General features: G+C 63.2%; 18 protein-coding genes, 2 tRNA genes and 1 riboswitch. Of the genes, 11 read left to right on the plus strand and 9 right to left on the minus strand.

All coding sequences use genetic code 11. The features are described 5' to 3' along the window. Positions 1-6: 6 nt before the first annotated feature. Entirely contained in the window at positions 7-2070 is a 2064-nt protein-coding gene (gene parE, locus AB4136_RS17290) for a DNA topoisomerase IV subunit B (RefSeq protein ID WP_024924809.1), read from the minus strand. Between the two features lie 228 nt (positions 2071-2298). Here parE and AB4136_RS17295 point away from each other — a divergent pair, with 228 nt between their 5' ends. Beyond that, entirely contained in the window at positions 2299-3471 is a 1173-nt protein-coding gene (locus tag AB4136_RS17295; RefSeq protein WP_024924810.1) for a GGDEF domain-containing protein, read from the plus strand. Between the two features lie 8 nt (positions 3472-3479). Here AB4136_RS17295 and gcvP read toward each other — a convergent pair whose 3' ends face one another. The 4 genes from gcvP to ald all read right to left on the minus strand — a co-directional run bounded on the left by gcvP (position 3480) and on the right by ald (position 9371). Beyond that, positions 3480-6293: an aminomethyl-transferring glycine dehydrogenase gene (gene gcvP, locus AB4136_RS17300; protein ID WP_024924811.1), complete on the minus strand. Its 2814-nt coding sequence runs from the start codon at positions 6291-6293 to the stop codon at positions 3480-3482. Positions 6294-6309: 16 nt separating this feature from the next. Continuing rightward, positions 6310-6678, minus strand: a complete 369-nt coding sequence (gene gcvH / locus AB4136_RS17305) for a glycine cleavage system protein GcvH (protein WP_024924812.1) — start codon at positions 6676-6678, stop codon at positions 6310-6312. Positions 6679-6685: 7 nt separating this feature from the next. Beyond that, positions 6686-7786, minus strand: a complete 1101-nt coding sequence (gene gcvT, locus AB4136_RS17310) for a glycine cleavage system aminomethyltransferase GcvT (protein ID WP_024924813.1) — start codon at positions 7784-7786, stop codon at positions 6686-6688. Between the two features lie 155 nt (positions 7787-7941). Further along, positions 7942-8028, minus strand: a riboswitch (glycine riboswitch). A gap of 227 nt (positions 8029-8255) precedes the next feature. Continuing rightward, the gene (gene ald, locus AB4136_RS17315; RefSeq protein WP_024924814.1) at positions 8256-9371 is read right to left on the minus strand and encodes an alanine dehydrogenase; all 1116 of its coding nucleotides are present in this window, start codon (positions 9369-9371) and stop codon (positions 8256-8258) included. 158 nt (positions 9372-9529) lie between these two features. On the opposite strand from ald, the gene AB4136_RS17320 reads away from it, so the two are divergent. Beyond that, positions 9530-10003: an Lrp/AsnC family transcriptional regulator gene (locus tag AB4136_RS17320; protein ID WP_441931538.1), complete on the plus strand. Its 474-nt coding sequence runs from the start codon at positions 9530-9532 to the stop codon at positions 10001-10003. A gap of 93 nt (positions 10004-10096) precedes the next feature. Further along, positions 10097-11365: an NAD(P)/FAD-dependent oxidoreductase gene (locus AB4136_RS17325; protein ID WP_024924816.1), complete on the plus strand. Its 1269-nt coding sequence runs from the start codon at positions 10097-10099 to the stop codon at positions 11363-11365. Here AB4136_RS17325 and AB4136_RS17330 read toward each other — a convergent pair. Continuing rightward, the gene (locus AB4136_RS17330; RefSeq protein ID WP_024924817.1) at positions 11334-11999 is read right to left on the minus strand and encodes a 5-formyltetrahydrofolate cyclo-ligase; all 666 of its coding nucleotides are present in this window, start codon (positions 11997-11999) and stop codon (positions 11334-11336) included. The genes AB4136_RS17325 and AB4136_RS17330 overlap by 32 nt on opposite strands. A gap of 233 nt (positions 12000-12232) precedes the next feature. Between AB4136_RS17330 and AB4136_RS17335 the strand changes: the two genes are divergently transcribed. Beyond that, complete coding sequence (locus AB4136_RS17335; protein WP_137900512.1) at positions 12233-14212, plus strand: bifunctional 2',3'-cyclic-nucleotide 2'-phosphodiesterase/3'-nucleotidase; 1980 nt, start codon at positions 12233-12235, stop codon at positions 14210-14212. Positions 14213-14265: 53 nt separating this feature from the next. On the opposite strand, the gene AB4136_RS17340 is transcribed toward AB4136_RS17335, so the two are convergent. Next, on the minus strand, positions 14266-15522 hold the full coding sequence (locus tag AB4136_RS17340) for an SAM-dependent methyltransferase (protein WP_024924819.1): 1257 nt from the start codon (positions 15520-15522) through the stop codon (positions 14266-14268). A gap of 298 nt (positions 15523-15820) precedes the next feature. Between AB4136_RS17340 and AB4136_RS17345 the strand changes: the two genes are divergently transcribed. Next, entirely contained in the window at positions 15821-15949 is a 129-nt protein-coding gene (locus AB4136_RS17345; RefSeq protein ID WP_275040853.1) for a hypothetical protein, read from the plus strand. Positions 15950-16086: 137 nt separating this feature from the next. Next, positions 16087-16377 (plus strand): Dabb family protein, encoded by a 291-nt coding sequence (locus AB4136_RS17350; RefSeq protein ID WP_024924820.1) that lies wholly within the window; start codon positions 16087-16089, stop codon positions 16375-16377. A gap of 160 nt (positions 16378-16537) precedes the next feature. On the opposite strand, the gene AB4136_RS17355 is transcribed toward AB4136_RS17350, so the two are convergent. Continuing rightward, a tRNA-Asn gene (locus AB4136_RS17355) sits at positions 16538-16612 on the minus strand. Positions 16613-16801: 189 nt separating this feature from the next. On the opposite strand from AB4136_RS17355, the gene AB4136_RS17360 reads away from it, so the two are divergent. The 5 genes from AB4136_RS17360 to AB4136_RS17380 all read left to right on the plus strand — a co-directional run bounded on the left by AB4136_RS17360 (position 16802) and on the right by AB4136_RS17380 (position 20636). Then, the gene (locus tag AB4136_RS17360; protein WP_244431175.1) at positions 16802-17083 is read left to right on the plus strand and encodes a hypothetical protein; all 282 of its coding nucleotides are present in this window, start codon (positions 16802-16804) and stop codon (positions 17081-17083) included. Positions 17084-17287: 204 nt separating this feature from the next. Continuing rightward, a tRNA-Cys gene (locus tag AB4136_RS17365) sits at positions 17288-17361 on the plus strand. A gap of 86 nt (positions 17362-17447) precedes the next feature. After that, positions 17448-18116 carry a protein-L-isoaspartate O-methyltransferase family protein gene (locus tag AB4136_RS17370; protein WP_024924822.1) on the plus strand — a complete coding sequence of 223 codons (669 nt, stop codon included), beginning with the start codon at positions 17448-17450 and terminating at the stop codon, positions 18114-18116. A 175-nt stretch (positions 18117-18291) separates the two neighbouring features. Next, the gene (locus tag AB4136_RS17375) at positions 18292-19671 is read left to right on the plus strand and encodes a TolC family outer membrane protein (protein ID WP_137900479.1); all 1380 of its coding nucleotides are present in this window, start codon (positions 18292-18294) and stop codon (positions 19669-19671) included. A 182-nt stretch (positions 19672-19853) separates the two neighbouring features. Then, positions 19854-20636, plus strand: a complete 783-nt coding sequence (locus tag AB4136_RS17380; RefSeq protein ID WP_137900480.1) for a PopZ family protein — start codon at positions 19854-19856, stop codon at positions 20634-20636. A 103-nt stretch (positions 20637-20739) separates the two neighbouring features. Here AB4136_RS17380 and AB4136_RS17385 read toward each other — a convergent pair whose 3' ends face one another. Continuing rightward, positions 20740-21540, minus strand: coding sequence for a DUF72 domain-containing protein (locus tag AB4136_RS17385; protein ID WP_024924825.1), 801 nt, complete (start codon positions 21538-21540; stop codon positions 20740-20742). Between the last annotated feature and the right edge of the window lie 40 nt (positions 21541-21580).

Here is a 21580-nt window from a genome sequence, read left to right on the forward strand (position 1 = left end):
AAAACCTCAGATGTCCAGCGCATCCGCCGCGGCGAACTCCGCCCGCTCCTGGATGAAGCGGAAGCGTGCCTCGGGTTTGGTGCCCATCAGCGCGTCAACCGCATCCTTGGTCGCCGTTTCCTCGTCCAGCACGTCGACCCGGAGCAGCGTGCGCTTCCTCGGGTCCATGGTCGTTTCCTTGAGCTGGCTGGCCATCATCTCGCCAAGGCCCTTGAAGCGGCCGATCTCGACCTTGCCGCGGCCGGTGAACTCGGTGCGCAGCAATTCGTCCTTATGGGCGTCGTCGCGGGCATAAGCGATCTTGCCGCCCTGGCGGATCGAGTAGAGCGGCGGCACCGCCATGAAGAGATGACCGCCACGGATCAGCTGCGGCATCTCCTGGTAGAAGAAGGTGATGAGCAGCGAGGCGATATGGGCGCCGTCGACGTCGGCGTCGGTCATGATGACGACGCGGTCGTAGCGCAGGTCCTCGTCGCGGTATTTGGAGCGGGTTCCGCAGCCGAGTGCCTGGACCAGATCGGAAATCTGCTGGTTGGCGGCCATTTTGTCATTGCCGGCGCTGGCGACGTTGAGGATCTTGCCGCGCAGCGGCAGCACCGCCTGCATCGCGCGATCCCGCGCCTGCTTGGCTGAGCCGCCGGCCGAATCGCCCTCGACGATGAACAGTTCCGCGCCCGCGGCTGCGTTCTGCGTGCAGTCGGCCAGCTTGCCGGGCAGCCGCAGTTTGCGCACCGCGCTCTTGCGCGAAACTTCCTTTTCCTGACGCCGCCGCACGCGCTCGTCGGCGCGGGCGATCACCCAGTCGAGCAGCTTGGAGGCTTCCTGCGGATTGTCGGCCAGCCAGTGGTCGAACGGATCGCGGAGCGCCGATTCCACGATACGTATCGCTTCGACCGTCGCCAGCTTGTCCTTGGTCTGGCCAACGAATTCGGGCTCGCGGATGAAGACCGAGAGCATGCCGGCGGCCGAGATCATCACGTCTTCGCTGGTGACGATCGAGGCGCGCTTGTTGCCGACGAGATCGGCATAGGCGCGCAGGCCGCGCGTCAGCACGTTGCGGAAGCCCATCTCATGAGTGCCGCCATCGCCGGTCGGGATGGTGTTGCAGTAGGAGTTGACGAAGCCGTCGCCGCCAAACCAGGTGACCGCCCATTCGACCGAGCCGTGGCCGCTTTGCTTGTCGCTCTTCCCGGCAAAGATTTCGCGGGTGACCTGCATCTCGTCGCCGAGCGAGGCTTTCAGATAATCGCCGAGACCGCCGGGGAAATGGAATTCGGCCTTGGCCGGCGTCGGGTCCTTGTCCTTGATCAGGGCGGGGTCGCACGACCAGCGGATGTTGACGCCGCCGAACAGATAGGCCTTCGAGCGGGCCATGCGATAGATGCGCGCTGGTTCGAAATGCGCGCCCTTGCCGAAGATGTCGGGATCGGGATGGAAGCGTGTCCTGGTGCCGCGCCGGTTCTGCACGTCGCCCAGGAACTCCAGGCCGCCTTGCGGTATGCCGCGCGAAAAACGCTGCCGGTAGAGCTTGCGACCGCGCGCCACCTCGACCTCGCAAACGTCCGACAGTGCGTTGACGACCGACACGCCGACGCCGTGCAGACCGCCCGAGGTTTCGTAGACTTTCGAGTCGAACTTACCGCCGGCGTGCAGCGTCGTCATGATCACTTCGAGCGCCGACTTGTCCTTGAACTTCGGATGCGGGTCGACCGGGATGCCGCGACCGTTGTCGGTGACGGTGAGGAAACCTTCGGCATCCAGTTCCACCTCGATGAAGGTGGCGTGGCCTGCCACCGCTTCGTCCATCGAGTTGTCGATGACTTCGGCGAAGAGGTGGTGCAGCGCCTTCTCGTCGGTGCCGCCGATATACATGCCGGGCCGGCGGCGCACCGGCTCAAGGCCTTCCAGCACCTCGATGTCGGCGGCGCTATAGCCCTCGCTGCCATCCTTGGTTGCTGGCTGGGCGCGCTTGGCTGCCTGCACGAGCGGATCGGCCGGTCGCGATGTCGCGCGCGGCTGCTGCTGGGGCTGCTTGTCCGGATTGCCGAATAGGTCGTTCATTTCGTCCATGGAAGGCCGGGAATATTGGAAAACGAATCAGGAAACAATATTGGCACGCTTTGCCGGCCGGATCACGGCGGTTCGTGTTCCGTTCATGGCGGCCGACCGTCTACCCTGAACAGAGAGGTCTCGTAAACCATCTCGTAAGTTTCTCGTGTCGGTTCATGCTAGCTTGGCCCAAGATCGGCGATCATAGGGTATGACGCCGACGGCGTTGAATATCGGGGAAGCGGGGCCATGCTGGACTTTCAGTCCTTGCTGCTTGCGGCAGCATTGTCGGGAGCATGTCTCAGCGTAACCATGCTGGTCATCTGGACAGCAACGCGCCAGAGCCGGTATTTCCTGACGGCCTCGATGGGATTGGCACTGCTTGCCATGCATGTGGTGGCGTTCTGGCGCTACGGCATTGAGCCGAGGCCCTGGCTCGGTGCGTTGACGCTTGCGCTCCTTCCGACCGGCTTCTCGCTCATCCTGATCGCCGCGGCGCAGTTCTACGGACGTTCGGAGGTCACACGCCAGGCCCCGCTGGCGGTCGGGCTGTCGATCCTCTCTACCACTTTCTTGATGGTCGTCGGGCTGGATGGCGCCGCCTTCATGGCGGAATATCTGTGGTCGACCATCCTGCTTGTGTGGATCGGCTGGATCTTCTGGCAGAACCGCGCCGAGTTCCCGGCGCTGATCGTGCTGATGTCGACGCTGTTCGGCATTTGCTCCGTCTCGTTCGCCTTGTGCGGCATCGTGTTGCTCGTCGACGGCCGCTGGGTGCTCGGCGGAGCGCCCGACAATTGGGCGGAGCGCATCAACATCATCATTTCCGTGGCGTGCCTGACAGCCCTCGGCGCGCTGCCGATGACCATGCACAATCTGCGTGCCGCGGCCCGCCACCGCTCGGAAGCCTTGACCGACGCTTTGACCGGATTGCGGAACCGTCGCGCCCTGGTCGAGGACTATCCGAAAAAGGCCTTCGGCGAGCAGATGGCCGTCGTCATGTTCGATCTCGACCATTTCAAGAACACCAACGATGTCCATGGGCATTCGACGGGCGACGATGTGTTGCGGCGCTTCGCTGAAGTGATGAGCGGGAGCCTGCGCGCCGGCGACAGCGCGTTCCGGCTGGGCGGCGAGGAGTTCGCGCTGGTGATCGCTCGTGTCGAGGGCAATTACGTCGAAGCGACGGCGCGCCGCATCCTTGTGGATTTCGCCGCGGAGGAAATCGTTACCCCCGCAGGGCCGTTGCGCTGCACCGTCAGCGCCGGCGTCGCCTTTGGCAAACCGGGCGGCGTGACGCTCAGTGACATGCTGACAAGGGCCGACCGCGCGCTCTATGAGGCAAAGCGCGCGGGCCGCAACCGCGTCGCTGTCGACGGGTGGATCGCCGGGCCGGTTCATCGCCCCGCCCGGCGTGCCTGAACGGCGCCTTATTCGGCGGCGCCGAGATATTCCGACACCGGCGGGCAGGAACAGACCAGGTTACGGTCGCCGGCGACGTTGTCGATGCGCGACACCGGCGGCCAGTATTTGGCGGCGGTGTCGGGGTCCGAAGCCGGATAGGCGGCTTCCATCCGCGAATAGGGATGGGTCCAGTCGCCTGCCAGCGTTTCGGTCGCGGTGTGCGGGGCGTTGACCAGCGGATTGTCGTCCTTCGGCCATTCGCCCTTGGCGACCTTTGCCGCTTCGTTGGCGATCGAGATCATCGCTTCGCAGAAACGGTCGAGTTCGGGCTTGGGTTCGGACTCGGTCGGCTCCACCATCAGCGTTCCAGCCACTGGCCACGACATGGTCGGTGCGTGGAAGCCGTAGTCGATCAGCCGCTTGGCGACGTCGTCGACGGTGATGCCGGCATTGTCCTTCAACACGCGGGTGTCGAGGATGCACTCATGCGCGACCCGCCCGTTGGCGCCCTTGTAGAGCACCGGATAGTGCGCCTCCAGCTTTCTCGCGATGTAGTTGGCCGACAGGATGGCCGCCTCGGTCGCCTGCTTGAGACCCTGCGCGCCCATCATGCGGATATACATCCAGGTGATCGGCAGGATCGACGCGCTGCCGTAAGGCGCCGCCGAAACCGGGTGGTCCGTACCGTGATCGATGTGACCGGGCAGGAACGGCGCCAGATGCGACTTGACGCCGATCGGGCCAACGCCCGGACCGCCGCCGCCATGCGGGATGCAGAAGGTCTTGTGCAGGTTCATATGGCAGACGTCGCCGCCGATGTCGCCCGGGCGGGCGAGGCCGACCAGGGCGTTGAGGTTGGCCCCATCAAGGTAGACCTGCCCGCCATTGTCATGGATGAGCTGGCAGAGTTCCTTCACACCCTCCTCGAACACACCGTGCGTCGAGGGATAGGTGATCATCAGCGCCGCCAGATTGGTGGCGTGGGCGGCAACCTTCGCCCGCATGTCCTCCATGTCGATATCGCCGCTCTCGGTGCAGCGCACCACCACCACTTCCATTCCGGCCATCGCGGCACTTGCCGGATTGGTGCCATGCGCGGAGGAGGGGATGAGGCAGATGTTACGATGCGTATCGCCACGCGACAGATGATAGTGGCGGATTGCCAGGAGACCGGCATATTCGCCCTGGCTGCCGGCGTTGGGCTGCAGCGACACCGCCTGGAAGCCGGTGATCTCCGCCAGCCAACGCTCGAGGTCGTCCGTCATTGCCTTGTAGCCCTTCGAATGGGCCTTCGGCGCGAAGGGATGCATGTTGGCGACACTCGGCCAGCTGACCGGGATCATCTCGGCCGCTGCGTTGAGCTTCATGGTGCAGGAGCCGAGCGGGATCATGGTGCGGTCGAGCGCCAGGTCCTTGTCCGCCAGCTTGCGCAGGAAGCGCATCATGTCGGTCTCGGAGCGGTTCTGGTGGAAGACCGGTTGCGACAGGAAGCCCTTTATCGCACGCGGCTTGCCGGGCAACCGGCGATCCGCCTTCTCGGGAACGGTCGCGCCGAACAGCGCGGCCACGGCCTGCAGATCGGCCTCGGTCGAGGTCTCGTCGAAGCAGATGCCGACGAGATCGTCGTTGACCATGCGCAGCAGGCGTCCGTCCGTCTGGGCCTCCTTGGCCTTCGCCTTGGCCTGTCCCTTCACCTCGACCGTCACTGTGTCGAAGCGGTTTTCGCCCAGAACTGTGTGCCCCTTGGCTTTCAAGGCAGCGGCCAGCCGGGCAGTCAGGCCGTGGACATGGTCGGCGATCGCCTGCAGTCCTTCCGGGCCGTGCCAGATGGCATAGGCGGTCGCCATATTGGCGAGCAGCGCCTGCGCCGTGCAGATGTTGGAGGTCGCCTTGTCGCGGCGGATGTGCTGCTCGCGCGTCTGCAAGGCGAGGCGGAAGCCGGGCCGGCCCTTGGAGTCGACCGACTGGCCGACCAGACGACCGGGCATCAGGCGCGTCAGCTTGTCGGAGACCGCGCAATATGCGGCGTGCGGGCCGCCAAAGCCGATCGGCACGCCAAAGCGCTGCATGGAGCCGACCGCGATGTCGGCGCCAAGGGTCGCCGGGGTCTCGCTGACAACAAGTGCCAGCGGATCGGCGACGAAGATGACGACCGCGCCGGCGGCCTTGGCTTCGGCGATCTTGGCCGAATGGTCGCCATAGACACCATAGGTGTCCGGCCAGGCAACCACGAGAGCGGCGGTGTCTTCATCGATCGTGTCGCCGTCGACCTCGATGCCGAGCGGTTCGGCGCGGGTAACGACGACGTCGCGGGTCTGCGGATGCAGCTTGTTGGCGAAAGCGACCTTGTTGCGCTTGTCGCGGTGATGGCGGAAGGCCATGCCGACGGCTTCGGCCAGCGCAGTGGCCTCGTCCAGCAGCGAGGCGGACGCCACCGGCAGGCCGGTGAGTTCCGTCACCAGCGTCTGGAAGTTGAACAGCATCTCCAGGCGACCCTGGCTGATCTCGGCCTGATAGGGCGTGTAAGCCGTGTACCAAGCCGGGTTCTCGAACAGGTTGCGCAGGATGACGGGCGGCGTGTGCGTGCCGTGGTAGCCGAGGCCGACGAAGCTTTTCAGCACGACGTTGGTCGACATTTTCGCGGCGAGCTCGGCCAGCGCTTCCGCTTCGGAAGCGGGTGCCGGCAGGTCGAGCGGACGGTTCAGCCGGATCGATTTCGGCACGGCCTGCGAGATCAGCGTTTCCACCGATGGCACGCCGATCGTCGCCAGCATGGTCCGGGTATCGGTCACGCTCGGCCCGATATGCCGGGTTGAGAAGGGGTAGGGTGATGCAGTCATGATATCGTGTCCTGCCTTAGCCGATATGGGCTTTGTAGCCGGCCTCGTCGAGGAGCCCGGCAAGCTGGCCTTCGTCGGCGAGCTTCATCTTCCAGAGCCAGCCGTCGCCGGTGGCGGCGGAATTGACCAGCGCGGGATCGCCGGACAGCGCGCCGTTCACTTCGGTGATTTCGCCATCGAGCGGCGCGTAGACGTCCGATGCCGCCTTGACCGACTCGACCACGACAGCGGTCTCGCCTTTGGTCAGCTTGCGGCCGATTTCCGGAAGGTCGACGAACACCAGGTCGCCAAGCTGTTCCTGTGCGTAGTCGGTAATGCCGACAGTCACGACGTTGCCGTCGACGCTCAGCCATTCATGGTCTTCGGTGAAATAGGTCTTGGCCATTTTCAAATCATCCTTTGCGGTAGCGATGAGGCGTGAAGGGAAGGGCGCTGACTTCGACCGGAATTTTGGTTCCGCGAACGTCGGCGAAGAGTTTGGTGCCGGCCTTGGCCAGCGGGGTGGAGACGTAGCCCATGGCGACCGGATGGCCGGCCGAGGGACCGAAGCCACCGGAAGTGACGGTGCCGGCCGGATTGCCGTCGGCGTCGAACAGGGCAGCGCCGCCGCGTACCGGCTGGCGGCCTTCGGGCTTCAGGCCAACGCGCTTCTGCGCCGGGCCGGTCGCCACGATGCCGCGCAGGGCTTCGGCGCCGATAAAGGTGCCGTCGGCGCGAATTTCCTTCGGCACCGCCCACATCAGGCCCGCGCTGGCGGGGTTGATATCCGGGCTGATGTCGTTGCCGTGCAGGCAAAGGCCGGCTTCGAGGCGCAGGCTGTCGCGGGCGGCAAGGCCGATCCACATGACCCGATCATCGTTGAGAAGCTTGGTGACAAGCTCGCGGGCACCGTGCTCGGGCAAGCCGATCTCGAAGCCGTCCTCGCCAGTGTAGCCGGAACGGCTGATGAAACCGCGAACCTGGCGTTGCTGGCCGGTCATGAAGGCGAGGGATTCAGTGCCTATTCCCGCCTTCGACAGCACTGCGGCTGCCTCGGGTCCCTGGATCGCGAGGAAGACAACGTCCCACGGCGTGATCTGGACATCGTGATTACTCGCGACGGCGCGCAAATGCGTCTCGTCGGTGGCGGCATTACCTGCATTGGCGACGACCATGAAACGATCGGCTGCGATGCGGGTGATAATCAGGTCATCGATGATGCCCGCATTTTCGTTCAGGAAAAACGTATATTTGGAATGCTCAATTTCCAGTTTGCCGGCGTCGATCGGGCAAGCCCGGTTGAGCACGGCTATGGCGCTTGGTCCCGCCACCTCAAGCAGCTTCATATGCGAGATGTCGAACAAGCCGACATGTTCGCGCGTGTGCAGATGTTCCTTCATGACGCCGGCCGGATAGGTCAGCGGCATGGACCAGCCGGCAAAGGCACCGAATTTGGCGCCCGCGGCTCTATGCAAATCCTCGAGTGGAAGGGTCTTGGTGGTATCGCCCGTCATATCTTCTCCAGAGCAGCACAATGACCGGCCGCAGGATGCGACCGCTCCGTGCCCCTCTGTCTGAAGCCTGAGAGACTCGCGCCCCGGAACTCTGTCGGAAGCGCTTACACCTTCGGCGCGAGGGCTTTGGCTGCCCCCGACTTTCCAGAGTGTCTTTCCTGTTTACGGTTCTTTTGCCTGAGAGATTTCGGGCGATTTCCCCTTCGGCGGCAGCGGATGCTGCTCTCTCCCGCAAACAGGTGAGGCCTCTTGCGAAGCCCCAGACGACTCATCCTTAGCCCTACCGCGACGGAATGTCACCTGTGTGCGACGTCTTTTGTCGAGGGAGACGAGCCTGCGAGCACGCTTCGCACCGGAAAGTGATTGCGGCGCACCGTCATCCACCTGGAACAAAAAACCGCCGAGACGGAACTGCGCCTCGGCGGCTGGGAGGAAAACATGACCGGGCGGCGGTTGCCGCCCGTGATCGTCAGGCGGCCAGCACGGCCTTCGGCTCGACCATCTCGTAGCCGAGCGCTTCGGCAACGGCGCGGTTGGTGATCTTGCCCCTGTGCACGTTGAGGCCGTTGCGCAGGTGATGGTCGTCGATGATGGCCTTGAGGCCCTTGTCGGCAAGCTGCAGGCCGTAATGCAGCGTGGCGTTGTTCAACGCATGCGCCGAGGTGACCGGGACGGCACCTGGCATGTTGGCGACGCAATAGTGGATAACGCCGTCAACCTCATAAGTCGGGTCTGCATGGGTGGTGGCATGCGAGGTCTCGAAGCAGCCGCCCTGGTCGATGGCGACGTCGACCAGCACCGAGCCCTTCTTCATGCCCGACAGCATTTCGCGCGTCACCAGCTTCGGAGCGGCGGCACCGGGGATCAGCACGGCGCCGACGACGATGTCGGCCGAGAAGCACTCTTCCTCCAGCGCCTCGACGGTGGAGTAGCGCGTGTGGACGCGGCCGCCGAAAATGTCGTCGAGCTGGCGCAGGCGCGGGATCGAACGGTCGATGATGGTGACGTCGGCGCCGAGGCCGGCCGCCATCTTGGCGGCATGCAGGCCGACGACGCCGCCGCCGAGAACGGTGACCTTGCCCGGCAGCACGCCCGGCACGCCGCCAAGCAGCACGCCGCGGCCGCCATTGGCCTTCTGCAGAGCGGTGGCGCCGGCCTGGATAGACAGGCGGCCGGCAACTTCCGACATCGGCGCCAGCAGCGGCAGGCCACCACGGTCGTCGGTCACCGTCTCATAGGCCACGGCCGTCACGCCGGAAGCCAGCAGGCCCTTGGTCTGTTCCGGATCGGGAGCGAGGTGGAGATAGGTGTAGAGGATCTGGCCTTCGCGCAGCTGCGCCCATTCGTTCGGCTGCGGTTCCTTGACCTTCACGATCATGTCCGACTTGGCGAACACGTCGCTGGCGGTCTTTGCAATGGTGGCGCCGGCGGCGCGGTAGGCATTGTCGTCGGCGCCAATACCGGCACCAGCGCCGGTCTCAACCAGCACTTCGTGGCCATGGGCGACATATTCGCGAACCGAGCCCGGCGTCAGTCCGACGCGATATTCGTGGTTCTTGATTTCCTTGGGGCAACCGACGCGCATTTCAGTGATCTCCTCTCGGCCTTTGCAGGCCTGTTCCCTGTAAGGGAAACAGTGAACCACCAATCGACACGCATGTGTTTGCGAATACGCTTGTCGGCAAACGTGATTATCGATAATCCTTGCGCAAATATAACACTTCTTCGCAGGAATCGCGAACAATGCCGCTCGACAAGATCGATATCGCCATACTCGACACTTTGCAGAAGGATGGCCGGATCCCCAATGCGGCCCTTGCGGAGCGGGTGGGCCTGTCTCAGTCGGCCTGCTCGCGCCGGCTCGACAATTTGGAAAAATCCGGTGCTATTCGTGGCTATCATGCGCGTCTTTCCAACGCAGCACTTGGCCACCAGATGACGGCGATCGTGCATATATCGCTGTCGGGGCAGTTCGAAAAGACGCTGTCGGATTTCGAAACGGCGATCAAGCGATGCCCGAACGTCTTGTCCTGCCACCTGATGTCGGGCKAATACGACTATATCCTGCGTATCGCCGCGCGCGATCTTGCTGACTATGAGCGCATCCACAAGGAATGGCTTTCGGCCATGCCGCATGTGACGAAGATCAACTCGTCCTTCGCCCTGCGCGAGATCGTCGACCGCACGGCGATGGGGCTGAAACCCGAGATGGCGTGACGTTACGCCAGTTGCTTGTGGGCATAGTCGCCGGGCTGCTTGAAATCGGCCTTGCGCGCCCGCATTTCTGTTGCATTGCGCAACAGGTGTTTCATGAACAGTGAATTGCATCATGTCGTCGTGGTCGGCGCCGGATTTGGCGGTCTTGAACTGGTGCGGGCCCTCGGCAAGGCGCCGGTGCGCGTCACGCTGATCGATCAGCGAAACCACCATCTTTTCCAGCCGCTGCTCTATCAGGTCGCTACCACCTCACTCGCGACCTCCGAGATCGCCTGGCCGATCCGCCACCTGGTGCGTCACGAGAAGGCGGTGACCACGCTGCTCGCCACCGTGACCGGCGTCGACAAGGCGAACAAATGTGTGGTGCTGGATGACGGCGATACCATCGCCTACGACACGCTGGTGCTGGCCACCGGCGCGCGCCATTCCTATTTCGGCCGCGACGAGTGGGAACAGTTCGCACCGGGATTGAAGACGCTGGAGGATGCGACGACGATCCGGCGCCATGTGCTGCGCGCCTTCGAACAGGCCGAGCGCGAGACCGATGCGGAAGCCCGCAATGCGTTGCTCACCTTCGTCATCATCGGCGGCGGGCCGACCGGCGTGGAACTCGCCGGCACCATCGCGGAACTGGCGCACGCCACGCTCCGCGCCGATTTTCGCAACATCGACACGCGCGACACCAAGGTCGTTCTCGTCGAGGCCGGTGACCGCATCCTGGCCGCGTTTCGGCCCGATCTCTCAGCCTACGCCAAACGGGCGCTGGAGCGCCTCGGCGTCACCGTCGAGCTTGGCCATGCCGTGTCGTCCTGCAACGCCGACGGCGTCGTCTTCGGTGGGCGACATCTGGCCGCGCGCAACATCATCTGGGCGGCCGGTGTAGCAGCTTCCCCGGCAGCGCAGTGGCTGGGGGCGGAAGCCGACCGGGCAGGCAGGGCGATCGTCGAGGATGATCTGACCGTGGCGGGCCATCCCGACATCTTCGTCATCGGCGACACGGCGCAGGTCAAGCGCGCCGACGGCCGTCCCGTGCCCGGCATCGCCCCGGCCGCCAAGCAGGCCGGTCGCCATGTCGCCGCCACGCTGAAGGCCCGTCTGGCGGGCAATGATGCAAAGCGGCCCTTCGTCTACAAGCACCAGGGCGATCTCGCCACGATCGGTAAACGAGCCGCCGTGATCGATTTCGGCCGGATTTCCTTCACCGGTTGGCCCGCCTGGTGGCTGTGGGGCATCGCCCACATCTTCTTCCTGATCGGCCTTCGCAACCGGCTCGCGGTCGCGATGAACTGGCTATGGATTTACGCAACCGGCCAGCGCAGCGCGCGGCTGATCACGCAGGGCCGGCAGCCTTCGTCTCCGTAACGACCATATCCATCGGGATATCATGCGGTTGCGGATAGATCGTGACGATGCGTTGCAACTCGTAGCCGACGCCGATGACCAGCGGCTTGCGGGGCAGTGAGGCCAGCGTGCGGTCGAAGAAACCGCCACCGTAGCCAAGCCGGTAGTTATCAGGATCGATGCCCACGATCGGCGAGATGACGACGTCGGGCAGCACGGGATCGCCTTCGGCCGGGATCGGGATGTTCCAGACGCCACGGTCCAGCCTGTCGCCGTGCCGGTAGGCGCGGAAGATCAGCGGCTGGCCTTTGTCGACGACGATGGGCAGCGCCGTTCGTCCGCCGCGCTCGTTGACCGTTTCCATCCAGCCGCGCAGATCAGGTTCGCCCCGGAAGGGCCAGTACAGGCTGACCATCTTGCCTGAAACATCACCGATAGCGGCATCGAGTCCTTCGGCGATGTTGGCGGCCATTGCCGTGCGCGCGTCCGCCGATGTGGCAAGTCGTGCCGCGATCAGCCGTTCGCGCTCGGCCTTGCGCCAGCGCCGAACATCGGCCCATTCCGAAAGCGGTGGCCGATAGGCCGGATCGAGTTCATGCATGAAACAGGGCGGCGAGGAATATTGCGCTGGCCCGGCCTCGTCATCGTTGCTCATCCCGATCTCCCTTGCGTGGATCGACACTGTACAGCCTACGCCAATTCATACGCCGAAGTTTATCGTATCACGACATATCGCTACTCGAAGAGGTCGCAATCGCCGATCTGGACCGGATGTTTTAAGCCGGTCGCGTGGATGTCACGTACCCCTGCTGGACTTGCATGGCTTTTGGCGCGAGATTTGATCGGGCGTCAGGGGCAGGAAACACGCAAGCGATGAGATCACCGACCATGCCCGAGTTGCTTCCACCGATTTCCCGCCGCGCCCTTTTGGCGGGCGTCGCCGCAACTGGAGTGCTGTCTGTGCTTCATCCCTTCTCGGCGCGTGCTGCCGCCAACCAGGCTCATCTCAGGATCATGGAGACCACGGACATCCATGTGAACGTGCTGCCTTACGATTACTACGCCGACAAGCCCAACGACACGATGGGGCTGGCACGCACGGCCTCGATCATCGACGCGGTGCGCAAGGAGGCGGTCAACTCGCTGCTCTTGGACAATGGCGACCTGCTGCAGGGCAGCCCGATGGGCGACTACGCGGCCTATGAGCGTGGCATGAAGGAGGGCGATGTTCATCCCATGATGAAGGGCATGAACCTGCTCGACTACGCTTGCTCGACGCTCGGCAATCACGAGTTCAACTACGGTCTGTCCTTCCTGGACAAGGTTCTGGCCGGCGCCAATTTTCCGTTCGTCTGCGCCAATCTCATCCGCGGCACCGAACTCGGCTCCAGCCCGCGTGCCGACAAGCTCTATCTCGAACCGTATGTCATCCTCGACCGCAAGATAAAGGACGGGTCCGGCGCGGAGCATCCAATCCGCATCGGCATCATCGGCTTCGTGCCACCGCAGATCATGGTCTGGGACGCCAAGAACCTCGAAGGCAATGTCAGAACACGCGACATCGTCGAGGCGGCCAAGGCCTGGGTGCCGCAGATGAAGGAGGAGGGGGCCGATATCGTCATCGCGCTCTCCCATTCCGGCATCGACATCAAGCAAGGCGACATGATGGAGAACGCCTCCTTCTTCGTCGCCGGGGTTGAGGGCATCGACGCCGTTTTCACCGGCCATCAGCACCTTGTCTTCCCGGGCAAGAAGGATTTCCAGAAACTCGCCGGCGTCGATGCCGACAAAGGCACCTTGCAGGGCAAGCCGGCGGTGATGGCCGGGTTCTGGGGCTCGCATATGGGCCTGGTCGACCTTTTGTTGGAGCGCGACGGCAATAAATGGCGTGTCGTGTCGGCAACCTCCGAGGCGCGGCCGATCTACGAACGCGTCGACAACAAGAACAAGGCGACCGTCGGCGACGATCAGCGCATCACCGAGGCGCTGAAGGCCGACCACGAGGCGACCCTTGCCTATGTCCGCCGCCCGGTCGGCAAGACCTCGGCGCCGCTCTATTCCTATTTTTCGCTGGTCGCCGATGACCCGTCGGTGCAGATCGTCAGCCAGGCGCAGAGCTGGTATCTGAAGGACATCCTCAAGAACACGAAATGGAAGGATGTGCCGCTGCTGTCGGCGGCGGCACCGTTCAAGGCGGGCGGCCGTGGCGGCGCCGACTACTATACCGACGTGCCGGCCGGCGATATCGCCATCAGGAATGTCGCCGACCTCTACCTCTATCCGAACACGGTGCGCGCGGTGGAGATCACAGGTGCCGAGGTGAAGGAATGGCTGGAAATGTCGGCCGGCATCTTCAAAGAGGTCGAACCGGGCAAGGCCGACCAGCCGCTGATCAACACCGATTTCCCGTCATACAATTTCGACGTCATCGACGGGGTGGCCTACAGGATTGATCTGTCCAAGCCGCCGAAATACGATGCCAAGGGCAATGTCATCAATGCCGGCTCCAGCCGCATCGTCGACTTGATGTTCGGAGGAAAGCCTATTGATCCGGCCGGGAAATTCGTGGTTGCCACCAACAACTATCGGGCGGGCGGCGGCGGCAATTTCCCCGGCATCAACGAAAGCAAGATCATCTACCAGGCGCCTGATACCAACCGCGACGTGATCGTGCGCTACATTGTGGCCGAGGGCACCATTAACCCGTCCGCCGACGGCAACTGGTCGTTTGCGCCGCTGCCGGGCACCAGCGTCATCTTCGAGACGGGGCAAAAGGCCAAGGACTTCATTGCCCAGGTGAAGACCCTGAAGATCTACTCGGCAGGTGACGGCGAAGGCGGCTTCGCCAGATACCGCATTCTGCTGTGAGGCCGGCTGTCCATCGGCCTTGAAGGGACGACCAGAGGCCGGATGGCCGCCGGTCAGGCCTTGTAGACGACCTGGCGCACGTCGATGTAGCTGGCGCGGAAACCCGCTTCGCAATAGTGGAGATAGAACTCCCAGAGCTTCTTGAAGCGGTCGTCGAAGCCCAGCGGCACGATCCGTTCCCATGAACCCCAGAAGCGCTGGCGCCATTCCGCCAGCGTGCGGGCATAGTCCTGCGCGAAGACGCGTTCGCGCAGATAAGCGAGACCGTGATCCGCACCCAGCGACTTCAGGATGGTCGGCGTCGGCAGCATGCCGCCGGGAAACACATAGCGCTGGATGAAGTCCGGCCGTTGCCGGTAGGTCGAATAAGCCGCTTCGTTGATGGTGATGATCTGGAACCCCGCCGTACCGCCGGGTTTCAGGCACTCCTTCACTTTGCCGAAGAAGGTCGCCCAGTATTTTTCGCCGACCGCCTCGAACATTTCGATCGAGGCGATGCGGTCATATTTGCCGGTCTCGTCGCGATAATCCTGCAGTTTGATATCGACCTTTTCGGCGAGGCCGGCTTTCTGGATGCGGGCCTTGGCGAAATCGTGCTGCTCGCGGCTGATCGTCAGGCCGGTGACCCGGCAGCCGATCTCGCGCGCCACGAATTCGGCGAAACCGCCCCAGCCGCAACCGATTTCGAGCACATGATCCTTGGCGCCGATACCGGTATCCTTGGCCAGCGCGCGGTACTTGGCGGCCTGCGCGCTCTCAAGATCGTTGGCGCCGGTGGAATAGAGCGCCGAGGAATAGGTCATGCTCGGGTCGAGCCATTTCTGGTAGAAGGCGTTGCCGAGATCGTAATGCGCCGAGATGTTGCGCTTGGAGCCGGTGCGTGTGTTCTCGTTCAACCAATGGCGAATGCGCTGCACGGTGTTGATGAACCAGCTGGCGCCGCCGGCGACTTTTTCGCCCGCCTCGGTGTTGACCACGAACAGTTCGAGGAAGGAGGTGACGTCCGGGCTTTCCCAGTCGCCATCCATGTAGGATTCGGCCACGCCGATGGTGCCGCCGGCGAAAGCGCGGCCGGGCAGGCGCCAGTTCTTCAGCACCAATTCCGCGTCCGGGCCGGGTGCCTTGCCGCCAACCAGCAACGCGCGGCCGTCCGGCAAGCGCACCTTGAGCGAACCGCGCGGCAAACTCATCGCGGCATTGAGCACCATGCGCGCCTTGGCCGGAAGTCCTCTGACGATATCGGCGAAATTGCGCTCGTCGAGGCGGATGGCTTCCGGCAACGCACCTCCGCTCTGTTCCTTTTGAACCATCTCATCCCCCTGGCTGTCTGCAAGCGGGCCTCTCTCCCGCTTCCGACCGGGTCCATCGGTCGTTCGGCCGCCTCTTTCATTGGGTGGCGCGGCGTATTCGCCTCGAAACGATTCGGCGGTCAGCGCAATCGCTCGCCCGCCTGCCAATGAATCCTCGGGTGATTTTCCATGCACCAGCCTTGGCTGGCAAGAGGCAAGCGATAAGCCAGACGCGACGAGCGATATGCCGGCGAAGCTTTTCGGCCAATGGAAGCTGCATGTTAGAACTGTGGTAATCCAAATATTTTAGCTTTGGCTCATGCGCCTCGTCATCGCCATAACCGCGATCGCGTTCTTCCTGATCTGGGACGGCCTCTACAATCAGGGCCGTTTCATCGATGCAGGGGTAAGAAGCGCGAAACACGCGGTCGCTTATGTGACCGGTTGAAGGGCAGCGCCCGCGCCGGTTCGCCGCGACAACCTGCCGGTTGACGCCAGTCGGCGGCTGGCCCAGAAGCTTGCTCCCAGGCATATAAGGGTATCGGCGCATCGCCGATATTTCCGCGTCGCGCCAAGGAGACTGGATTGATCCGGCACATCGTTTTCTTCAGCGCGCGGCCCGGCGAGGATGTCGAGAAGGTTCGCGACGGCCTGTTGGCGCTGAGTGGCATCCCGCATTCGAAACGGTTCGAGGTAGGGCTCAACACCAAGGTCGATCCGCTGTCGGACGAAATCGACATCGTCGTCTATGCCGAGTTCGAGGACAACGCCGCGCTTAGCGCCTTCAAGGCGCATCCGATCTACGCCGAAACGACGCGCACGGTGCGCCCGATGCGCGAATTGCGCTTCTCGGCCGATATCGTTTCGGCCGGATAATTTTCAGAACAGCTTAGAGACTCAGAGCACTTCAGAGCCTTTGCGGGGAGGAGTTGAGCCTCCGCGCCCGCCGACTGTTGACGCCGGCAGTCCGCCCCGGTGACGCATGAAATCGCCACACGCTCTGCGCTGGCGGACTACGCTACCATCTTTGGAAAAATGGCTCCCCGGGCCGGATTCGAACCAGCGACCAACCGGTTAACAGCCGGTTGCTCTACCACTGAGCTACCGGGGAACAGGGCTCTCGTGTGAACGGGGGAGGCTATAGCCGCCCTTTCCGGCTTTGCAAAGCGGCAATTCGCATTTTTTCGAAGGTTTTTGTGCGACGCTTTCTCGCAATCCCGGTCCTGCACCATCATATCAGGCGGCGACATCGGCAAAAGTGCTGCAAAACGGCCGCGAGAGGCCGGTCAGAGGAGCAAAAGTGGGTCAATCGCTGCAAAGCGTGAACGGTGCGGCCGGGACGCGCCGCAAGAAGCACAAGATATCCGCCTTCGGGCGCGAGTTCGCGCTGCCGCAATCGCGCGCGCTGCGCATCGCCATCGGTGTCGTCTTCATTGTGTTCGGCCTGTTGGGGTTCTTGCCGATTCTCGGCTTCTGGATGATCCCGGTCGGCTTGCTCGTGCTGTCTTACGAATTCGCGATGATTCGCCGCCACCGCCGCCGCTTCGTGATCTGGTGGGAACGCCGCCGTCGCCCGTCGTGAGGTAGAGAGAGAGAGCTCTCGCCAACGGGGAGAAGGCCCAAGGTTCAATGCGGGGTCGTTGGGTGGTTCGATGCGATTTCAGAGGAGCGTCTCGCTAATTCTCATTCAGAATGAAGCGAGGATATTATTCAGAATGGCCGTTCCACGCTTGACGCAAAATAACCCGCAACCTATTGAAGCGCCGTGGAACGCCGGGAGCGATGAGGCCTCGTGGCGGAGTGGTTACGCAGAGGACTGCAAATCCTTGCACCCCGGTTCGATTCCGGGCGAGGCCTCCAGCACCCGATAGCCGGCTGTTCGTGCCGGAGGGCGTTCCCGTTGACTGTAGGCGCTAAACTGGCGCCGGAAGCGGGACGGCTGGGACATGAGCGCTGATTTCTCCGAACGCCGCGTAAAGATGGTCGATGGCCAGATTCGCACCACCGACGTGACCAGCGCGCCGCTGCTCGAGGCTTTCCTCACCGTGCCGCGCGAGGCGTTCCTGCCCGCGAGCCAGAGCGATCTCGCTTATATTGATGGGGATATCCGCATCTCAGGCGTTTCCGGCGAGCCGCGCTACCTGATGGAAGCGTCGCCGCTGGCCAAGCTGCTGCAACTGGCCGAGATCGATGCCGGCGACACCGTGCTCGATATCGGCTGCGCCACCGGTTATTCCTCCGCCATCCTGTCGCGCGTCGCCAAATCCGTCATTGCCCTGGAAAGCGATTCGAGCCTTGCCGATGCGGCACGTTCGACGCTGGCATCGCTGGGCTACGACAATGTCACCGTCACCACGGGCGCAATGCGCGACGGTCATGCGCAGAAAGCGCCATACAATGTGATTCTTATCGGCGGCAGCGTCGACGACGTGCCCCAGGGGCTGCTCGACCAGCTTGCGGAAGGCGGGCGCCTTGTTGCCGTCCAGGGCCACGGCAATGCCGGCGTGGCGCGTCTGTTTTTGAAGACTACTGGAATTGCGACTGGGCGGCGTGCATTTAATGCGGCAATTAAGCCACTACCCGGATTCGAACGTGTGCAAGTTTTCGAATTCTAACGGTTTTGCTCTTGCGGCAGGCGTCCGGTCATGGTGGCTTGTGTTAACAGATCGTTGCCGCCAATCCTGATTTGGGGAGATGGATCAGTGGCATGGAACGTAGACACGCGATGACGGGTGCCGAATAAGGGGCAGGCGTCATGGCGTGGTTTCCGATGAAGAATGAGGATTTACCGTGCCGTCTGTAACCAAGAGTCTCCTCGCCGCATTGCTCGTCACCGCAACCGCGCTGACCCCCTTTCAGGCGTCCGCCGAGACGATCCTGGGAGCCTTGTCCAAGGCTTATCAGAACAACTCGACCCTGAACGCCGGCCGCGCCGGCACCCGCGCCACCGACGAAGGCGTGGCCATCGCCAAGTCCGGCTATCGCCCCACCATCAACGGTTCCGCGGGCATCAACTATTCGAACACGCGCGGCGGCACCCAGCCTGGGCGCCTGACCACCGGCAATTTCGGCGTGCAGATCAACCAGACCCTGTTTGACGGTTTCCAGACCAAGAACAACGTCGCTGCCGCCGAAGCACAGGTGCGTGCCTCCGTGGCTGGCCTCAGCAACACCGAGCAGGGCATCCTGTTCACCGCTGCCCAGGCCTATATGAACGTGATTCACGATCGGCAGGTCGCCAAGCTGACCGAGCAGAACCTGAAGGCCATCACCGAGCAGTTGCGTGCCGCCCGCTCTCGCTTCGAGGTCGGCGAGGGCACCCGGACGGATGTTGCCCAGGCCGATGCGTCGCGTGCCACCGCGCAGGCTCAGGTCAGCGCCGCCAAGGCGCAGGCGCTGGCCAGCGCCGGCATCTACCATCAGATCGTGGGCGAGGAGCCCGGCAAGCTCAAGGCGCCAGGCGCCCTGGCGAAGCTGCTGCCTTCCGGGCTCGAGTCGGCGATCGCCTCGGCGAACAACGAAAATCCGGCCATCATTGCCAATCAGCATCTGGTCGACGCCGCCGGCTTTTCGGTGAAATCCGCGCAAGGCCAGTTGCTGCCGCAGCTTTCCGCTTCCGCCGGCATCTCGCAGAATTACCGAAGCGCGTCTCCGAGTTTTGCCGGCGAGGATCCTGATTCGACCTCCGCCAGTGTCGGTGCGACGCTCACCATTCCGATCTACGAGGGCGGTCGCGTCGCCGCGACGGTGCGGCAGCAGAAGGAGAAGCTCGGCCAGGCCCGGATCGAGGTCGATGTCGCACGCGATCAGGTTCGCAACAATGTGGTTGCCGCCTGGACCTCTTACACGGCCGCCCGCCAGAACGTCGATGCGAATCGCCAGTCGGTCGCGGCAGCACAGCTGGCGCTCAACGGCGTCATCGAAGAGCGCAATGTCGGCCAGCAGACGACGCTGGACGTGTTGAATGCCCAGAACGCCGTCGTCAACGCGCAGATCAACCTCGCCGGCTCGGAGCGTGACGTGGTGATCGCCAGCTACGGCATCCTTCAGGCCATGGGCCGGCTGACGGTCGAACGCCTTGGTCTCCAGGTCACCAAGTACAAGCCTGAAGAGCATTACAAGGCTGTCAAGGACAAGTGGTACGGCTTGCGTACGCCGGACGGCCGCTGAGGCTTGGCTATCGAGCGATCTGCGTCGAGAGCGCGCTCATCTTCTAATCTGTTGAAATCGCACGAGTCCCCAGTTTGGGGATTCTCCGATGGCGGCCGGTCGGTTACGCTTACGTCATGATTCGAGTCCGGCGTCATCGCCGGATGGGAACGCACTCGGTCACAAGGGCGGCGGATGTGACAATGGCCACGGCAAGCAGCGCGCAGCGCGAACCTTCGATGGAAGAGATCCTGGCTTCCATCCGCAGGATCATCGAAGACAGCGATACCGGCCGCAAGCCGGCGCAGGATCTGTCGGAAATCCAGCTGGCGAGCGAAGCGGACGTCTCTCCGGTCGCTGTTGTCGAGACGACGTCGCCGGAAGTGGCCGCGTTCCGCTCCGAGTTGCGCGCCGAGCCGCAAGCCCCGAAGCCGATTATTACATTGGCCGATGTACAGGCGCAGCTGGTAACGGCCGTCGCTGAACCGGAACGTCCTGCCGCGCCGGTGATTACGCTTGCCGAAGTCGGCGCGCGTACCATCACCGAACGTCCGCAAGCCGACGAATCGCCAGCGGCGGAAGCCGAGGTAGCGGAAACCGTACCGGCGTCCTGGCTGCGCGAGGTCGAGCACGAACCGGTTGGTGAGCCAGCCCGTGTCGAGACGTTTGCTGTGCGAGGCGGCGAGGATGATGTCGCGCGCGAACCTGCCCGTATTGCTGCGGCGCGGCAACATGTTGAGCATCTGTCGTCGGTCGAGACCGCGCCGCTGCGCCCGTCGTTGATTTCCGAACAGGCAAGCCGCCAGGTCGCGGCCTCCTTCGAGGAATTGTCGGAGGCTTTTGCCAGCCGCGGCAAGAAATCGTTCGACGATATGGCCGCCGAAATGCTGCAGCCCATGCTTCAGGATTGGCTCGATAACAATCTGCCGATCTTGGTCGAACGTCTGGTGCGCGAGGAAATCGAGCGCATTGCGCGCGGTGCCTGACCTTCTTGGAAATTGCAGGCGATTGGACGCTTCGCGCGGTTCATGAGTCTGAAAACACAAAAGCCGCCCCGGAAGGGCGGCTTTTGTGTGTCAGGTATCGATCCTACACCCGCCGCATCAACGCCATGGCGCCGAATGGCGCGCGCACCTTGCCTTCGGTGATGAAGTAGACAAACACGTCGCGCGGTTTGACCGGCGCATCCGTGCTGGGGTCGGCGCGCGGCAGATCCTTCGGTACGCCGCCGCCCGACCAAACCTTGGCCCGTTCGGCCCATTGGTCGAGCGCTTCGGGCGTATAACAGTCAGGGTTATCGTCCTTGCCGGTCTGCAGGCGGGCATAGACGAAATCGCCCGTGACATCGGCAATGGCCGGGTAGGTCGCATGGTCGGCATAGACGATTGCCGCCTTGTATTTGCGCGCCAGCGCGACGAATTCCGGAACGACGAAGGATGGATTGCGCACTTCGAGCGCGTGCCGCAGGACGACGCCATCCTGTTTCTCCGGCAGCAATTTCAGGAAGGCCTCGAAATCGGCGGGATCGAATTTCTTGGTCGGCGCGAACTGCCACAGGAGCGGTCCGAGTTTTTCGCCGAGCGCCGCCACGCCGGATTCGATGAACCTCATCATCGATTCGCCTGCCTCGCCCAGCACCCGTCGGTTGGTCACGAACCGGTTGCCCTTCAGGGAGAAGACGAAACCGTCCGGGGCATCTCCCGCCCATTTGAGAAAGGTCGGCTCCTTGAAGCTGGAATAGTAGGTACCGTTGACCTCGATGCTCGGCACCTGGCGCGAAGCGAAATGCAGCTGCTTCGTCTTGGCGAGCTTTTCCGGATAGAACGACACGTCCCACGGTTCGAAGGTCCAGCCGCCCATGCCCGACCGGATCTTGCCTGCTGCGCTCATCGTTCGTCCTCCGTTGTATCGTTGCGGGATGTCGGCCCGT

The sequence above is a fragment of the Mesorhizobium sp. 2RAF21 genome, from assembly GCF_052115345.1.
Taxonomy (GTDB): domain Bacteria; phylum Pseudomonadota; class Alphaproteobacteria; order Rhizobiales; family Rhizobiaceae; genus Mesorhizobium; species Mesorhizobium terrae.

What these genes read in the sequence shown, in the direction of transcription:
- AB4136_RS17325 (WP_024924816.1), top strand. Translation starts at nt 10,097, where the DNA reads ATGAACAGTGAATTGCATCATGTCGTCGTGGTCGGCGCCGGATTTGGC.
- AB4136_RS17380 (WP_137900480.1), top strand. Translation starts at nt 19,854, where the DNA reads ATGGCCACGGCAAGCAGCGCGCAGCGCGAACCTTCGATGGAAGAGATC.
- ald (WP_024924814.1), bottom strand. Translation starts at nt 9,371, where the DNA reads ATGCGCGTCGGTTGCCCCAAGGAAATCAAGAACCACGAATATCGCGTC.
- AB4136_RS17295 (WP_024924810.1), top strand. Translation starts at nt 2,299, where the DNA reads ATGCTGGACTTTCAGTCCTTGCTGCTTGCGGCAGCATTGTCGGGAGCA.
- gcvP (WP_024924811.1), bottom strand. Translation starts at nt 6,293, where the DNA reads ATGACTGCATCACCCTACCCCTTCTCAACCCGGCATATCGGGCCGAGC.
- AB4136_RS17370 (WP_024924822.1), top strand. Translation starts at nt 17,448, where the DNA reads ATGAGCGCTGATTTCTCCGAACGCCGCGTAAAGATGGTCGATGGCCAG.
- AB4136_RS17345 (WP_275040853.1), top strand. Translation starts at nt 15,821, where the DNA reads ATGCGCCTCGTCATCGCCATAACCGCGATCGCGTTCTTCCTGATCTGG.
- AB4136_RS17335 (WP_137900512.1), top strand. Translation starts at nt 12,233, where the DNA reads ATGCCCGAGTTGCTTCCACCGATTTCCCGCCGCGCCCTTTTGGCGGGC.
- gcvT (WP_024924813.1), bottom strand. Translation starts at nt 7,786, where the DNA reads ATGACGGGCGATACCACCAAGACCCTTCCACTCGAGGATTTGCATAGA.
- parE (WP_024924809.1), bottom strand. Translation starts at nt 2,070, where the DNA reads ATGGACGAAATGAACGACCTATTCGGCAATCCGGACAAGCAGCCCCAG.
- AB4136_RS17330 (WP_024924817.1), bottom strand. Translation starts at nt 11,999, where the DNA reads ATGAGCAACGATGACGAGGCCGGGCCAGCGCAATATTCCTCGCCGCCC.
- AB4136_RS17385 (WP_024924825.1), bottom strand. Translation starts at nt 21,540, where the DNA reads ATGAGCGCAGCAGGCAAGATCCGGTCGGGCATGGGCGGCTGGACCTTC.
- gcvH (WP_024924812.1), bottom strand. Translation starts at nt 6,678, where the DNA reads ATGGCCAAGACCTATTTCACCGAAGACCATGAATGGCTGAGCGTCGAC.
- AB4136_RS17340 (WP_024924819.1), bottom strand. Translation starts at nt 15,522, where the DNA reads ATGGTTCAAAAGGAACAGAGCGGAGGTGCGTTGCCGGAAGCCATCCGC.